Genomic DNA, 15,705 nt, shown 5'->3' on the forward strand with positions numbered 1-15,705 from the left:
TGTCCAGCATCGTCATATTTCAGCCTTCCTCAAGGAAGCGTGCAATCTCTCGAACGATTATCTGTGACGGTCGCTGGTTATTGATTCGGAAACTGGTACGGGGTACTTTGGGAAGCGCGCCGAGACAGTCCAAAATCTGTTCCCGTTCAAGTCCGACCAGAGTGTTGCCTCGCTTGAGGGTATCAAGCCACTCGGTCTCATTGCGCAGAGTCAACACCGGGGTACCGAGCGCCAACGCTTCCTTCTGAAGGCCACCTGAGTCTGTCAGAACAGCTCTGGCAAAACGCGCGGCAGTAAGGTTATCGAGATATGGGAGCGGGCCAGTCAAAACCAGATGCGGTATCCTCTTCAGCCGGGTCAGGAGTTTGAACCTGCGGAGCATCTTGTCGGTCCGCGGATGCACTGGAAACAACACCGGCTCGGTCAAACTCTCAAGAATACCTGCCAGTTGGTTCAGTGATTCGCGGGTATCGGTGGATGAAGGCCGATGGACAGTAAGTAAAAGATACTGTTCTGCTTCTAACCCGTGCTTTTTGAGTAGGTGTCGGTTGTCGCGTATCGTACCTCGCAGGCTGTGTAGCAATTCAAGCATCAGATCACCGCTTAGAATTGTCTTTCCAGTCAACTTCTCCCGATGAAGATTATTGACCGCTTGATGGGTCACACCGAAGAGTAACCCGGCCACTTGATCGGTCAGACGTCGATTGGTTTCCTCGGGAAGATTAGGGCCATCGGCTCGCATCCCAGCCTCAATGTGTGCAACCGGAATCGCCTGTTTCGCAGCCGCCAGCGCGCCGGCCAGTGTGGAGTTGGCATCACCGTATACGAGTAACAGATCCGGCTGTAGCTGAGCGAGCACTTTCTCCAGACGGATCAGCATTCGCCCGATCATAGCCCCGTGCGATCCTCCACGCACTCCCAGGTTGCAATGTACTTCGGGAAGGTGCAGGCGACGAAAGAAGTCAGCCGACATGTCGTCGTCAAAATGCTGGCCGGTGTGTATTATCAGATGTTCGAATCGTTTAGCTAACGGCTGGACCAGCGGCGCCAGCTTTACAAACTGTGGTCGCGCCCCAACCACCGAAAGGATTTTGCGCATTGGTCTCATCACCTGGAAAACCACGCCACCATGTCAGAATGTCTACGAGACAAGCCTTATAACGGTTGCTATCACTTCGTCCTGCTCGTCCGTCGTCAATTCCGAATAGATGGGAATCGATAGCACTTCCGATGATGCCTTATTAGATACCGGGAAGGCATCCGCCGCGTAGCCGAGTGGTGCAAAACACTCCTGACTATGGAACGGTACCGGATAGTATATGTCGCACCCGATATTGGCTTCGCGTAAACCGTTTATGACTTCATCTCGATTCGGAACAGCAATGGTATATTGATTGAAAATGTGGAATGTTGAGTAATCTTTGACAATCGGCGTCTTGATATTGGCCACATCGCCAAAGGCCGTATCGTAGCGCCTGGCATTCTCTGTCCGTTGTTGCGACCAACGTTGCAGGTGTTTGAGTTTGACCAGCAGACCAGCCGCCTGAATGGTTGCCAACCGCGAGTTGTAACCTACGAGTCTGTGATAGTACTTTGGTTTGGCTCCATGAAAACGCAGAATCCTACACATCTCACCATTGTCGTCATCATTGGTCACAATCATGCCGCCATCGCCAGTGGCACCGAGATTTTTTGACGGATAGAATGAAAAACACCCATAGTCGCCAATCGAACCTGCTTTCTGTCCCCCGTACTCAGCCCCAATAGCCTGAGCGGCATCTTCGATTACCTTAAGGTCATGCTTCCGGGCGATATCCATGATCGGGGCCATATCAGCTACTTGTCCGAACAGATGAACCGGCAAAATGGCGGTAGTTTTTTTGGTGATTGCGGCTTCAATCAGATTGGGATCAAGGTTGTAGGTGTCAGGTTCAATGTCAACGAAGACCGGTTTGGCCCCCAGTCGGGCCACTACCCCGGCGGTTGCGAAGAATGAAAAATCGGTCGTGATAACTTCATCACCCGGTTGAACACCGGCGGCACGCAGAGCCAAGAGCAGAGCATCGGTACCCGAAGCTACGCCGATTCCGTGGGCAACGTCACACAGCGAGGCTATTTTCTTCTCGAGGTCGGTAACCTCGGGGCCAAGGATGTACTTGCCGTGGTCCAGAACTGCCATAACGGCCGCTTCAAGCTCCGAGCGTACTTGCTCGTGCTGCCGTGAAATATCGAGTAACGGAACAGCCATCATCGTCTCCTTAGTCGTCTTTCCAGCCCTGGTTTTCCAGAAGCTGATCTTCCTGTACATCTTTGATTGCCCGGGCGGGAATTCCTGCTACGACTTTTCGCGCCGGTGCGTCTTTGTTGACCAGAGCGGAGGCCGCCACCAGGGCGTCCTCGCCGATTTCCTTACCCGGCAGAATGGTCGCGTGGACTCCAATCCGAGCCCCTTTTCTTACTACCACGCCTTTGAAATGTTTGAATCGCTCTTCGGTACGGCCGAGATAATTATCATTGGACGTTGCCACGCACGGAGCCACAAAAGCGCGGTCCTCGATTTCCGAGTAGGCGGTGATGTAGCAGTTCGTCTCCAGTTTGACATAGCGACCGATAGTACAGTAGTTCTCAATAGCCACGCCGCGCCCGACAATCGTACTCGACCCGACTTTGACATTTTCCCGAACGGTAGCCAGATCGGCCACCAGAACCTTATCTCCAATTTCCGCCCCGCGATAAATCACGACCCCGGTTCCAATAATACCGTTGGAGCCAATCGTACATGGTGGTAAATTTTGTACCTTCGTAACCGCCGAATTGGCCGCTCGCATGGGTAGTTTGCCGATCACAGCACCATCGTCAATGCGGACATTATCGCCGATTACCGTCCCCTCATAAATTGTGACATGGTGTCCTATCACCGATCCAGTACCTATCCTGACATTGTCACTCACTACACAGAACTCACCCAGACGTGTTTCGGACCCGAGACTGGCAGTGGCTGAAATAATTGATGTAGACTTGTTGCTCATCTGTATCTCCGACTTTGGATCATTTCAATCATCCGGTCGTCATTTGTTTCCCTCGACAAACGTGATTCCGGATCGTCCCCGCCTTCGGAAGTCAGTCAAAGATCCGCAACGTATCTCAGGTTATACTCAGCTCAAGGCTGTCAAGTTCGACCAGATCGCTTGACTCCAGGCAGCCAACTCAGATAAGCTGAGGCAAACATCTCCATCCGACGATAATTCTCCGGGTTGGAGTCCTTCATGCGCGACAAGTGTTCGGCGGCAGCCCCCAGGAAGATCGCCAACAGCAGGGACAGTACGAACGTGGCGACTACTATGAGGGTTCGCTTGGGGCGACTCTTAATCTCGGGCGGTGTCGCCCAATCCAACACGGAAAGAGTTGAAGTATACTCCTGTTCCTGGAACTTCACCTGCTCGTATTGCTCAAGAAGTATCTGGTACAACGACTCGTTTACTTGCACACGGCTATAGAGGACCTCGTACCTGCCCCTTAATGACGGTATTGATGAAATAGGAAGTGAGAAAAAAGAGCTGTCGGGGTTGCTGTGCTCCAATAACTGTAGCTGCTCCTTAATTGTATTCCGTCGCTGCTGAAGCTCCAGGAGGGCGCTGTTGTCACTGCCCAATTTACTTTCACTTAGCTCCAGGTTGACCTCCAACTCGGCCAGTTGGACCTTAAGGCCAATTGCCTGCTCGATTGCCAGTCGTGTCTGCTGGCTGAAATCGATGGCTTTGTGAGTCAATTGGAACTCCTCGAAATCCTGTCGAGCAGAATCGAGTGTTGCTTTGACGCCCTCAAGACGATCCTCTATGAATACGCGATTCTGACGAATCCGGGCGGTAACGATCTCCTCGTTGACACGCTCCAATTCATTTACAAAGGCATTGGTAACATCGGCTGCCATCTGGGGATCGCGATCCAGGTAGGTCACTTCGAGAAGTCCTTCGCCAGTGACTTTGAAAGAAGCGCGATACATCAGGGTTTCATACGCCTCGGTCAGATTGTCGTCTTTGAAGCGAGCTAACAAATCGAATTGCTCAATAATGCGGAAGGCTATAGATCTACTCTTGAGCATTCGGGCGTACACATCCGAGGGGGTGACCATCACGGGCAAATCGAGTCCCTTGGTCAGCGAGGATAACTCCGCCAGATACCCGAGTCCCGGACTGGCGAAAGACAGATCTTTGGGGGGAAGCAACATCGCCTTAGCCTCGTACCACTTGGGCAGCAGGAACGATGTCACGACAGCAATCAGAGTACAGACCATAACCAACCCGACGATTAAGGTACGTCTTCGCGCCATCAGTTCAAGGAATAACCAGAAATTGCTGGTCTCGGTCCTGCTCATTGTAGTTCCTCGCGAATCCTGATCACAATCTCGTCACTGTCCTGGACCATGACCCTGGGAGGGTGAGTTTCTGTAACATTGGAGATGTTATTCAGTATCTCTACCAGGCTCTTGTCGGCGCTGGGCAGATAGCCGCCAGCCGCGCTCACATAGAACAGAGCATCCTCATCTTCCACAAACATGTAATAGCCCGGATTATGAACGGCTCCACGAACACGTACATAGCCCATGGCGGTAGGAACAAAAACCGAATCGGCTGGTTGGAGGGCGATGTCGCTCATCCCCTTGCGGTCAGGCGTGGAACAGGATATGGGATATCGTAGCTTCGTCAAACGTCCACGTTCATCTGTCTTGGCCTGTCTGAATAGCACAGTATGTCCCCAGGCCGCATCGGTGGTGAAACCGCCAGCCGTTTCGATAAGTTCGGGTAGAGTGATGCCGGTCGTGTGGGCGTACCGCCCGGGCTGGTTTACGGCACCGAAGACGATCAGCCCATCGGACCCGGTTGCATCAATCAAAGGTGGAACGACGATAATATCGCCGGGGATAAGCTGTACACTGTCGGCATCCAGCTGCTCTGCATTGCGAATAACCATCGTTGCTGCACGGTCGCCACTAGCGCGCAAACCACCGGCCAGTGTCAGGAGAAGATCCAGGTCATCACCCGGAATTAATTCAATTTCACGGGGGAAATTCAACTCACCAACAACCTGAACACAACTTGTCGATTTGCTGGGGACATAGATACTGTACCCGGCATACAAACACGGGTTGGCCTCGACATTGCCAAGGAACCGGGCTCGATCAAGATCAACCAGGATGTCTTCCGGTCCGCCGGAGAGGATGATAGATCTCTGCGAACCAGTCCAGGTCAATCCCCCCGCCGAATCAATGATCTCCGATACCCGTTGCGATGACCAGGCTGTGTGCAACCCCGGGTAGCGTACAGCTCCACTCACCGAAATAGCTACTTTCATCGGTTCACCGATGGAAATAATCACTTCGTCGGCATTGTAGAGAGCTGTTAGTTCTTCTTTCAGAATCATACGTACTTGAGTCAACGTCTTGCCTGACACGCCATGGATGGCCAGGGTTGAATTGATGATGTTACCTTCGGGATCGACAGCGAGCTGAAGTGGGCTCAGATTGGCATTAATGAAGGTTATGCCAAAAACGTCACCGGGCCGGATGAGGTACCGGTCAGGGTTTACCGGCCGATCATAATTCCGGCCTGAACGGATCAGTCCCATCGAGGCGTTATCACCTGAGAGAGGTGTTACAGCCCCGATACTCAAGGGACACACTATTAGTAGAGCAATAACTATGCTCAGGGAAAATCCAAGTCTCAAATTACCAGAAAACTCCATCAAAAGTATCACCTTCAGATTTGTCGCCAACAATAGCCCAAAATCGTCGCAATGTCAACCGCAATGAGCTTCAGGACTGCGACTGGAATTTTGAACGCGGAAGTCTAACTGCTATTGTCGCCAAGAGAATAAGAGTCACCAGTGAAACAGCGCATCCGGCATAGAAAAACGGCGGACGGTAGTTCAATACAACGGTCTGCCGACCTGTGTCAAAGTTGAAACAGATCAGTCCATCACGAGCATACAGGTTACGGCCATTGGATGCTCTCCAACCCGGATCGTACCCCATCCCGATCATCATCTCCCCCGCAGCAATGCCTTCGAACTCGTACACAATGATGTTGGGAGTATACTCCCGCGAGATCATGCGCACCTTCCCTGTTGTGACAAACTCAGGATGAACCACATCGCCCGAGCCGACCAATCCTCGACTGGGAGGGTATGCCGACAGCCAGGGAGTGATCAATGATCCTCTGTTGGCGAGGAAATTCTCATAGGCCAAAGCATCTTCATCTACCACCTGTTTAAACTGTGGAGACCGATGAACCTCCCTTGGTGGCCAGGAGTGCGCCCGATCAAGTATCGGCCAGGCCAGGACCAGATTTGTACCGACAACCAAACTCATCGCAAGCCATAGTGCGATTCTGGACTCTCGCTTGAATCGTATATCTTTGAATCGATGGCGCCACCAGTCGAATCCGAAACCACCCAATACAGCCGTGCTCAGAATCACAAACTGAAACGCGCGGCCGGTACAACGAGTTGAAGAAAAACCAGGCAACTGAGTCAGCAAAGACCAGGGTGAGAAAGCTCCAAAGTCTCCCATTCCCAGAAGCAGGAAAAAACCAGCCACTATGGCCCAAACAATACCCAGGCGAAAACGGCATATCAGCAACAGGACAGCCACACCTACCAATAGCGGGGAAAGGTAAGCGCCATACTCATGCCACGCCCAGAACTGCTCTGGGAAGTTGCGTGTGAACATGGAATGTTTGAGACCAAAGAAAATTGTCCCCAGCGAGTGAAACGGGATAGACTCGTCTGGATTGCCTGCCCACTTATTCTGCAGCATGTAGACAATCATTGGTACCAGCTTGACTGCCGCCAGCCCCAGACCGGCAATAGTGGCCAGGATGAGGTTCTTAAGTTCAATCATGGATCGGCCCTGAATGGCTCGCAGACCGATCAGCATGAACGAAAACATTATGGTGTACATCAACGGCACCGCCGCTCCATTGCCAAGAATCATCAGGGCCAGTATACCACCTGCCCACAAAAGGCTAAGACGGTTCTCGGCAGCCGTGAACACGAAGAACAAGAACCAGGGAAGAAAAGCATAATGCGTAAACGGCATATGCCCCTCGGCGAAATGCAACGCAAAATGAACCGACCCAAAATAGGCCACCGATGACACTATTGAAACAAGAGTTGATATACCGAGTCTATTAAAGAGCCTCTGGCTCCCCCAGAAGCCGAGGAAGTAGCAGATGAAGACTTGTAGTTTGAGTCCTATGACGGCACCAAAAACCAAGTACAACAGGAAAAACGGAGTCAGAACACCCACTTCCGGGTGGTGGAACAGGATGTTACCGCCTCCAAGATACATATTCCAAAACGGAAACTGACCATAATCAAGAACCGACCCGACCGGAATGGCCGCTATACAGGTGAACAGGTCCCAGTCGCGCCCCCCCCAATTGCGGAGGTTCAGCAACATTGGCAAAGTATAGTAAAGGGCCAGCACAAGACTGGCTATCGGGAATAGGAGTTTTGGCTTTCTAAAGTCCATAACAGATGCTAACTTGACTTCAAATGAACGATGGTGGCAACTTAGTGAAATATTCATTCTTGAAAAGCAAAACTTTCCTGATTCCTACTCTCTGTTGGGTTCTATTTGTCGTTGCCGTGGTCATCGGGCTCGGCGCAGATGAGGGAAAACACAACTCGTTGGCCCGAACTCTGATTCAATGGGATGGACAACACTATTTTTCAATCGCGCATAACGGCTACGAAGTGTTCCCCTGCCCGGAGAACCCATCGTATATCTGCGGCAATGCTGGTTGGTTTCCACTGTACCCGTTAGCTGCTGCAATGGCGGGCAAGTTATTGGTTCCTCTGGGGCTTGAGATGCGCTGGGTTATGATTATCACGTCATTGATCTGTTTCTGGCTGGCTCTGCTCGTCCTGTATCGGTTGGTAAAGATGAAATACGGACAACGGGTGGCTCTGTGGTCAATCCTGTCTCTGCTTCTTTTCCCAACTTCGTTTTACTACGCAACTGCTTTTCCATATTCTTTGTATCTGCTTCTAGTGACAGTCGTGTTCTCGTTACTTGAGGAAAAACGATATCTGCTCGTTGCTATTCCGGCCGGACTTCTTGCTATCACATATCCGTCCGGGATCATTATTGCGCTACCTTTGGGTCGAATGATGCTACGGGAATGGTTCGACAATCGTCACTTCCCCGCCGAGTCGAGCGATAGGCTGGTCTCTCAGGGAAAGTGGACAGCCCGATGGCCAGCGCTTGGTGTCGCAACCATCACCGTGGGATTGGCGCTGGTGGCCTACTTTTTGTACAACTGGTGGCAGTTTGACAATTTCTGGCTCTATTTTGATTTTCAAGCCAAACCGTACTACAGCCATGAACCTATTTTTCCGTTGGTATCGGTGGTTCAGTCATTGATTGACCTGCCTCTAAATAATCCTGTTTTCATTATGCTCGTGTTCGTTATCGCGACAACGACTGTTTTCTATCGTCGGATCATCCCGGTGTCATGGCAGCTTTATATGTTTGGCGTGTTGCTGTTCACTCCGGCGGCAGGGACGACGGATTGTTACTACCGCCACATCATCGTCGTTTTCCCGTTATTTGTGATGATCGCCCTCGCGATTGAAACACGGAGAAAATGGCTCCTACCGCTTTATGGCGTCACAGGCTTGTCACTGACCTGGTTTGTTTTCCTCAAGGCATACAAACTGGGCGAACTGATGTAAGGGGGAGTATTATGAAACCAACTTGTAACGCGATCTTAAACGAACTTAGACGACAAATCGCCGAGAACGACAAACCTGAAAACAGGTCCAATTACCAACGCTTCCACAAAGAGAAACTCAAAGACCCCGAAGGTCTCAAGACACCAATTCTGAGGAAGATTTCCAATCGCTGCTTCAAAGACGTGAAACCGCTTACCGTGTCTGATGTACTGAAACTTTGTGACGGGATATTGGCCACTCGTGACCGATATATGCGGTTCTTTGCCTTCGACTGGGCATTGAAAGTAAAGAACGGTTACGTCGTCAAAGATATCAATCTCTTCGAGGTCTGGCTGAAGAAATATGTCGACAACTGGGGGTCATGCGATCACCTCTGTACCGGGGCTATTGGCTGTCATGTTCTCCAGTTCCCCGACGATGTCCGCCGGACGATGAAATGGACGCGGTCGAAAAACCGATGGCTCCGCCGTGCCTCGGCTGTCAGTCTCATCGTACCTGTTCGACAACGGGAACTACTTAATGAGGTGTTTGCGACTGCGGATATCTTGCTAATGGATGACGACGATCTTGTTCAAAAGGGGTATGGCTGGATGCTCAAGGAAGCGACGCATGAGTTCCCGGATGAAGTTTTCGCGTATGTGATGAAACACAAAGACCGGATGCCGCGCACGGCCCTACGATATGCGATTGAAAAACTCCCGGCTGATATACGCAAGAAGGCAATGAAGAAGGGGTGAGAGTGTAAAGTGTTACCCATGTGCTCAGCTTAGCGGGTCAGGTTGTTTGCCAATCTGATAATGGAACTACACTATCTGGAGCATCTTCTCCAACGCCACGAGGGCCTCAGATCGATCCGGCTCGTCCACATGCACTGGTGTTAATTCATCGTGATGCTCGAGAGTGTACAGCAGGTCCCCAAGCGTTGTCCGGTACATATTAGCGCAGACGGGACAGGTTTGGCCGGAGAGTTCAAAAATTGTCTTGTCGGGATATTTCTGCGCCATCCGATTGATGAGATTTATCTCAGTTCCAATGGCGATTGTTGACCCGGCGGGGGCTTCTTCGCAGTAATTGACAATATACGAAGTAGAGCCGCTTCCGTCGGTCAGACGGACAACCTCATTGGCACATTCAGGATGCACTATCACTTTCGCGTCGGGATATTTCTCACGGACTTCGCTAACATGCTCAGGACGGAAATTCGTATGAACGTGACAATGTCCTTTCCACAGGATAACTTTCGCGGCGGTCAATTGATCACCGGTCAATCCCCCATTGGAACGAGTGAAATCCCAGGTTATGATCTCATCGGGACCAAACCCCATCTTGAAAGCAGTATTCCTGCCCAGGTGTTGATCGGGGAAAAAGAATACTTTCTCGCGTTGTTCAAACGCCCACTTCAGAGCGGCATCGGCATTCGACGAAGTACATATCAGTCCGCCATTACGACCGGTGAAAGCCTTTAGCGCGGCGGTTGTGTTCATATATGAAATGGGTGTGATTTTTTCTGCCCCGCCGAACTCCTGCAAACATTCCCAGGCTTCCATAACATCAGCCATGTCCGCCATATCAGCCATCGGGCAACCGGCTAACGGATTGGGTAGATACACTGTCTGCCGGTCAGAAGTGAGAATGTCAGCCGCCTCGGCCATAAAATGCACGCCACAAAAGGCGATGATTTCTACTTCGTTCTGGTCCGCAGCGATCTTTGAAAGACCATAGCTGTCACCCAGATGATCCCCAAACTCGACAACCTCAATGCGTTGGTAATGGTGGGTAAGAACAAGTAGCTTGCTGCCCAGCTTATCCTTAACTTCGTGCAGCCGGGACCGAATCTCGTCCGGTTTGGCTTCACGATATTCCTGGGGCAACGAATAATACACTATCTATTCTCTCTCCACACACAGGGTGTGTTTGTTTGTAAATTCCAAAACTCTAATTACTCAGGGTGCGAATATGCTCTGCCGCTTTCCGCATTCTCTCCAGTACTACCGGTTTGGATAAAATCACTAGTAAGTCAAACAATCCCGGACCAGCTGGAGTTCCCGAGACGGCCAGGCGGGTAGGGTGGATATATTTAGCGCGGCCGACTTCTCGTTCATCGGCCAACTCAGTCAGGACCTTTTCGACATTTTCTAGTGAGAACTCCGGTAATTGCTCAAGACGATCAGCTAATTCCTCAAGCCGATCCGCAGCCTCAGGCTTGAAATGTTTCTTGGCTGCCTTATCGTCGTAGGTGAAGTCGGCCGAGAAGAAATAACCGCTCATCGTGATGAAATCACCCATCCGATGCGCACGTTCCCTGAGTGCTGTCATGATAGACCGAAGGTAGTCCCAGCGAGTCTCCAGCCAGTATTTTGACGTAAGGCCAGCCTCGACCAGCATGGGAGCGACCATTGTGGCCAGCTCGTGATCGCTTTTTCGTTTGATGTGTTCCTTGTTAAACGCAAGGAGCTTCTCTTCATCAAAGATAGAATTCGCGGCACTGAAATTATCGGTTGTGAAAATCTCGACCAGTTCATCAATGCTTAGTATCTCGTTATCCCGTTTCGAGGACCAACCCAGCGTACACAGATAGTTGAACAACGCCTCGGGTAGAATGCCCTCACTGGAGTACTCGTTCACGTCTTTGTCGCCGAGCCGTTTGGAGACTTTACGCTTGTCGGGACGGAGAATCATCGGAATATGACCAAAGGCAGGAATATCAAACCCAAGCGCGTGGTAGATCATGATTTGCTTGTACGTATTGGTGATGTGGTCGTTGCCACGAATCACATGGGTTATCCCCATGTCGTGATCATCCACGACCACAGCCAACTGGTAAGTGGCGCTGCCATCGGAGCGGGCGATAATGAAATCCTCAATCTCCTCGTTGTTACGAGTCAGATCGCCGCAGATCAAGTCAGAGAAGTTGGACTCTCCGTCGGGCACTTTGATCCGAATTGCGAATTTATCGCCAGCATCCACACGACTCTTAATTTCGTCATCGGAAAGATGCAGGCAGCGCCTGTCGTATTTCTGGATACCTTTTTCTTTCCGAGCTTTCTCTCTCGCCGCCTTGAGTTCTTCAGGGCTACAGAAACAACGATAGCCATGCCCGGATTCGAGAATCTTTTTTGTGTATTCCTTGTGTATATCAGTGCGTGTTGATTGGCGCACTTCGGGTTCATCCGACTCCAACCCCATCCACTTGAGAGCATCCAGAATAGGCTGGATCAGCTCCGGGCGGTTGCGTTTCTGGTCGGTGTCTTCGATCCGTATGACATATGTGCCGCCCGTATGACGGGCCAGTAGCCAATTGAAAACAGCCGTGCGACCGACGCCGACGTGAAGGTAGCCGGTTGGGGAGGGGGCAATGCGAACTCTTACAGGTGTGTCAGACATAGGAAGCTATCTCATGTTGAGGGGTTCTGATTGTCATCGTCAAAGTCTAAAGGCTTCGGTGGCTTAACAGCCGAAGGCTGTTCTTGCGCTATATCGGCTATGTTGTTTGTTGTCGGCGCTGTGGCTGGAGGAGAAGGTACCACTCGTGGTGAGGCCACTTGTGGTGAGGCCACTTGTGGTGAGACCACTTGCGGTGAGGCCACTTGTGGCTCTGCCACTGTGACATCATTGACATTGATCTCCAAGCCACCGGTGAGCATAGTCACCAGGTTGTAGGTGAGAACACAAACGATTCCCCAAATAGTCCCAAAAAGCGCCGCGCCCAGCGACATCATAATCGGCATCGCAATCAGCAGAAATCCGATGGGCATATCGGCATCTTCCAACTCAGGTATTCCCAGCCCACCCAGATTTGCAAAGAGAGACATGAACATACCGAGAAATACGGCATAAATCAGCCCACCGATGAAACCAATAATCAGGTTCACGAAGACCGAGATCTTGATGAAACTCCACAGGCTAATTGATCTTAGTTCCAACTTCATAATTTCTTCCCTCCACTCCCAAATTCGGCTCACTTCAACTTTGCACGGAAGATAGGCCGATGATCCCAAAACTCAAGTTAATATTACTACCGACAATGCTTGTGATCGGCATCAAAGGGCAGAGTTGCCTACCATATTAGACAGTTATTGGTGACTGTGAACTTATTGCGATAATGGACTAAATCGGGGAACAAAATCTTTTTTGCCGGGTTATACGAAATAACTTTACAAAATAGTATTCTTTTTGTATAGTAGCGCCCCGCCCTGATGAAGGCGGACTAAGAAAGAAAGCAACTGACGGATGAGAATTACATCGCTTGAGGAATACGGACTGAGATGTATGCTGGCAATCGCCCGCACCGGTCCCAACGGACAGCTTTCCATTTCGGAAATAGCTGCCTCGGAAGGGCTATCGGTCCCTTACGCCTCCAAGCTGATGTCGGTGTTGCGCAAGGCCGGTTTGGTCACAGCTGTCCGCGGGCGAGGCGGGGGATTTGGTATCAGTCGTGCCCTTGAGGAGATAACACTACTGGATGTCCTGACCGCTTTGGGTGGTCCGCTGATTGATCCTGACCACTGCACCAAATTCACAGGTCAACGGGACGAATGTGTTCACGTCGAGTCGTGCTCGGTGCATGGTGTTCTGGATAGTCTGGCCAGCTTGATTGCGACAACTCTAGGCCAGACAACTCTGGCGAGTATGATCAAGCAAGATTCAAGTTGCTGTGCGGACGAGACTACGATTTCGGTTGAATCATTGGCAAAAGGAACTGATTAGGCCTGGCTCGTTGAAACGGTAGATTATTAGCGTCACATAGACTATAAAGGATAGACTGACGATGTCAAAAACGCTTTTCAAGTTTAGCAATGTCCATGTCGAGGTAGCGGACAAAGAAGTTGTTCGCGGCGTATCGCTTGAGGTCAAACCCGGCGAAGTCCACGCCATAATGGGACCCAACGGTTCCGGTAAATCCTCGTTGTCTAACGCCCTGATGGGCCACCCCGCTTACAAGATAACCAAAGGGGAAGTTCATCTTAACGGTCAGAACCTTTTGGAAATGTCAGCCGACCAGCGCTCACGCGCCGGGTTGTTCCTGGCTTTCCAATATCCACTTGCTATTCCCGGAGTGACGGTGGCTAATTTTATGCGGGCCGCAGTGCAGGCTCATCGTGGCAAGGATGCTGACATGACGGATTTTCGCAAGCTGTTCACAGCGCATATGAAAGAGCTGCATGTAGACCGATCTTTCGCTACCCGATACCTTAATGACGGTTTCTCCGGCGGTGAGAAAAAACGGATCGAAATATTACAGTTATCAATGCTACAACCGAAGATGGCCCTTCTTGATGAAACCGATTCCGGACTGGATATCGACGCCCTCAAACTCGTTTCCGAGGGGATTAACCGCTACCACAATGAGAACAACGCAATCCTCATGGTGACCCATTATCAACGACTGCTGAACTATGTCAAGCCGCATCGTGTTCATGTGATGTATGACGGGCAACTGGTCATTTCTGGCGGACCCGAACTGGCCCTCAAGCTGGAGGATCGAGGATATGAATGGATCGAAGAGCAGGTCCGGGAAGGATCCGAGGCTTAGCCATGTCCGATGTAAACCGTCAGAGAAACAAAGACCTGTCGGGCCTGGGAGATGACTATGCGGTCCGTTATGGCTTTCGCGATCCGGTAGACTATTTTCACAAGGGTGCCAGAGGCATCAATCACGAAGTGGTAGAGATGATCTCCCGGATGAAAAAGGAACCGGACTGGATGCGAAAGCAGCGACATGAGGCGCTGGATATTTTCCTGTCTAAACCAATCCCGAACTGGGGCAACACTAAGTTGCTCGGAGAGATTGATTTCGACAACATCTACTACTTCATGAAGCCTATTGAAGAACAACAGCACAGTTGGGATGATGTCCCGGACTATATCAAGAACACTTTTGACAAGCTTGGGATTCCCGAAGCCGAGAAGAAATTCCTCGGAGGAGTTTCAGCCCAATATGAATCGGAAGTTGTCTACCACTCAATGCGCGAAGATCTCAAAGAGCAAGGTGTTATATTCCTCGATATGGATTCCGCTTTGAGGGAACACCCTGATATCGTGGAGAAGTACTTTGGGTCTGTAATTCCCGCGACCGACAACAAGTTTGCCGCGCTCAATTCGTCGGTCTGGTCGGGTGGCTCGTTTATCTACATTCCCCCCGGAGTTGAAGTCGCTGCCCCACTCCAAGCCTATTTCCGAATCAATGCCGAGAACATGGGGCAGTTTGAACGGACGCTGATAATCGCCGATAAGGGTTCGCGTGTGCATTACATAGAAGGCTGCACCGCACCAATTTACTCGACCGACTCGCTGCACTCGGCTGTCGTAGAATTGGTTGCCCTTGAAGGCTCCTACATTCGATACACAACGATTCAGAACTGGTCGCGCAATATCTATAATCTCGTCACCAAGCGGGCTTCAGCCTTCAAGGATGCCACTATCGAGTGGGTTGATGGTAACATCGGCTCGCGCTTGACGATGAAGTATCCCTGCATCCAGTTACTGGGGGAGGGTGCCAAGGGGGAAATGCTGACGGTTGCCTTTGCCGGAGTCGATCAACATCAGGATACTGGCGGCAAGATGATCCACGCCGCTCCGAATACGTCATCGCGCATTACCTCGAAGTCAATTTCCAAGGACAACGGACGTTCTTCGTACCGTGGTTTGATCAAGGTTCATAAGAATGCCACAGACGTTAAGGTGTCAGTGGAATGCGATGCTCTGCTTATTGGCGAAGAGGCCCGTAGCGACACCTACCCGACAATGGAGATTGACCAGGATCAGATTCGAGTTGAACACGAAGCCCGCGTCTCCAAGGTGGCCGAGGAACAATTGTTCTATCTGACCAGTCGTGGTTTGAGCGAAGATGAAGCCCGGCTTTTGATCGTCAACGGTTTCATGGAACCATTCACCAAGGAATTGCCACTTGAGTACGCGGTGGAACTGAACCGCCTCATTGAGCTTGAGATGGAAGGTTCGGTGGGTTGA

At 51.0% G+C, this 15,705-nt stretch carries 14 protein-coding genes; 5 read left to right on the plus strand and 9 right to left on the minus strand.

Annotated features, from left to right (window positions below; genetic code table 11):
• Positions 1 to 19: 19 nt before the first annotated feature.
• From wecB to KOO62_03090, 6 genes are all read right to left on the minus strand, one after another.
• Positions 20 to 1,099, minus strand: a complete 1,080-nt coding sequence (gene wecB / locus KOO62_03065; GenBank protein MBU8932968.1) for a UDP-N-acetylglucosamine 2-epimerase (non-hydrolyzing) — start codon at positions 1,097 to 1,099, stop codon at positions 20 to 22.
• Positions 1,100 to 1,141: 42 nt separating this feature from the next.
• Positions 1,142 to 2,248 (minus strand): DegT/DnrJ/EryC1/StrS family aminotransferase, encoded by a 1,107-nt coding sequence (locus KOO62_03070; protein ID MBU8932969.1) that lies wholly within the window; start codon positions 2,246 to 2,248, stop codon positions 1,142 to 1,144.
• 10 nt (positions 2,249 to 2,258) lie between these two features.
• Positions 2,259 to 3,029: an N-acetyltransferase gene (locus KOO62_03075; GenBank protein MBU8932970.1), complete on the minus strand. Its 771-nt coding sequence runs from the start codon at positions 3,027 to 3,029 to the stop codon at positions 2,259 to 2,261.
• Positions 3,030 to 3,169: 140 nt separating this feature from the next.
• Positions 3,170 to 4,375, minus strand: coding sequence for a hypothetical protein (locus tag KOO62_03080; GenBank protein MBU8932971.1), 1,206 nt, complete (start codon positions 4,373 to 4,375; stop codon positions 3,170 to 3,172).
• Positions 4,372 to 5,724 carry an SLBB domain-containing protein gene (locus tag KOO62_03085; GenBank protein MBU8932972.1) on the minus strand — a complete coding sequence of 451 codons (1,353 nt, stop codon included), beginning with the start codon at positions 5,722 to 5,724 and terminating at the stop codon, positions 4,372 to 4,374. Before KOO62_03085 ends, KOO62_03080 begins: the two co-directional genes overlap by 4 nt.
• An 88-nt stretch (positions 5,725 to 5,812) precedes the next feature.
• Entirely contained in the window at positions 5,813 to 7,531 is a 1,719-nt protein-coding gene (locus KOO62_03090) for a hypothetical protein (GenBank protein MBU8932973.1), read from the minus strand.
• Between the two features lie 59 nt (positions 7,532 to 7,590).
• Here KOO62_03090 and KOO62_03095 point away from each other — a divergent pair, with 59 nt between their 5' ends.
• Both KOO62_03095 and KOO62_03100 read left to right on the plus strand, forming a co-directional pair.
• Entirely contained in the window at positions 7,591 to 8,736 is a 1,146-nt protein-coding gene (locus KOO62_03095; protein MBU8932974.1) for a hypothetical protein, read from the plus strand.
• Between the two features lie 11 nt (positions 8,737 to 8,747).
• The gene (locus tag KOO62_03100; GenBank protein ID MBU8932975.1) at positions 8,748 to 9,473 is read left to right on the plus strand and encodes a DNA alkylation repair protein; all 726 of its coding nucleotides are present in this window, start codon (positions 8,748 to 8,750) and stop codon (positions 9,471 to 9,473) included.
• A 66-nt stretch (positions 9,474 to 9,539) separates the two neighbouring features.
• On the opposite strand, the gene nadA is transcribed toward KOO62_03100, so the two are convergent.
• The 3 genes from nadA to KOO62_03115 are packed head-to-tail and all read right to left on the minus strand — an operon-like array spanning position 9,540 to position 12,665.
• Positions 9,540 to 10,619, minus strand: coding sequence for a quinolinate synthase NadA (gene nadA / locus KOO62_03105; protein MBU8932976.1), 1,080 nt, complete (start codon positions 10,617 to 10,619; stop codon positions 9,540 to 9,542).
• A gap of 52 nt (positions 10,620 to 10,671) precedes the next feature.
• On the minus strand, positions 10,672 to 12,120 hold the full coding sequence (gltX, locus tag KOO62_03110; protein ID MBU8932977.1) for a glutamate--tRNA ligase: 1,449 nt from the start codon (positions 12,118 to 12,120) through the stop codon (positions 10,672 to 10,674).
• A gap of 11 nt (positions 12,121 to 12,131) precedes the next feature.
• Positions 12,132 to 12,665 (minus strand): hypothetical protein, encoded by a 534-nt coding sequence (locus tag KOO62_03115; GenBank protein MBU8932978.1) that lies wholly within the window; start codon positions 12,663 to 12,665, stop codon positions 12,132 to 12,134.
• Positions 12,666 to 12,966: 301 nt separating this feature from the next.
• On the opposite strand from KOO62_03115, the gene KOO62_03120 reads away from it, so the two are divergent.
• The 3 genes from KOO62_03120 to sufB all read left to right on the plus strand — a co-directional run bounded on the left by KOO62_03120 (position 12,967) and on the right by sufB (position 15,705).
• Complete coding sequence (locus KOO62_03120; GenBank protein MBU8932979.1) at positions 12,967 to 13,443, plus strand: Rrf2 family transcriptional regulator; 477 nt, start codon at positions 12,967 to 12,969, stop codon at positions 13,441 to 13,443.
• Between the two features lie 61 nt (positions 13,444 to 13,504).
• Positions 13,505 to 14,269 carry a Fe-S cluster assembly ATPase SufC gene (gene sufC / locus KOO62_03125; GenBank protein ID MBU8932980.1) on the plus strand — a complete coding sequence of 255 codons (765 nt, stop codon included), beginning with the start codon at positions 13,505 to 13,507 and terminating at the stop codon, positions 14,267 to 14,269.
• A 2-nt stretch (positions 14,270 to 14,271) separates the two neighbouring features.
• Positions 14,272 to 15,705: a Fe-S cluster assembly protein SufB gene (gene sufB, locus KOO62_03130; GenBank protein MBU8932981.1), complete on the plus strand. Its 1,434-nt coding sequence runs from the start codon at positions 14,272 to 14,274 to the stop codon at positions 15,703 to 15,705.

This window comes from Candidatus Zixiibacteriota bacterium (genome assembly GCA_019038695.1).
Classification (GTDB): domain Bacteria; phylum Zixibacteria; class MSB-5A5; order GN15; family FEB-12; genus B120-G9.

Coding starts and splice junctions, on each gene's coding strand:
- wecB (MBU8932968.1), bottom strand. CDS start 1,099: ATGCGCAAAATCCTTTCGGTGGTTGGGGCGCGACCACAGTTTGTAAAG.
- KOO62_03070 (MBU8932969.1), bottom strand. CDS start 2,248: ATGGCTGTTCCGTTACTCGATATTTCACGGCAGCACGAGCAAGTACGC.
- KOO62_03075 (MBU8932970.1), bottom strand. CDS start 3,029: ATGAGCAACAAGTCTACATCAATTATTTCAGCCACTGCCAGTCTCGGG.
- KOO62_03080 (MBU8932971.1), bottom strand. CDS start 4,375: ATGAGCAGGACCGAGACCAGCAATTTCTGGTTATTCCTTGAACTGATG.
- KOO62_03090 (MBU8932973.1), bottom strand. CDS start 7,531: ATGGACTTTAGAAAGCCAAAACTCCTATTCCCGATAGCCAGTCTTGTG.
- KOO62_03100 (MBU8932975.1), top strand. CDS start 8,748: ATGAAACCAACTTGTAACGCGATCTTAAACGAACTTAGACGACAAATC.
- gltX (MBU8932977.1), bottom strand. CDS start 12,120: ATGTCTGACACACCTGTAAGAGTTCGCATTGCCCCCTCCCCAACCGGC.
- KOO62_03115 (MBU8932978.1), bottom strand. CDS start 12,665: ATGAAGTTGGAACTAAGATCAATTAGCCTGTGGAGTTTCATCAAGATC.
- KOO62_03120 (MBU8932979.1), top strand. CDS start 12,967: ATGAGAATTACATCGCTTGAGGAATACGGACTGAGATGTATGCTGGCA.
- sufC (MBU8932980.1), top strand. CDS start 13,505: ATGTCAAAAACGCTTTTCAAGTTTAGCAATGTCCATGTCGAGGTAGCG.
- sufB (MBU8932981.1), top strand. CDS start 14,272: ATGTCCGATGTAAACCGTCAGAGAAACAAAGACCTGTCGGGCCTGGGA.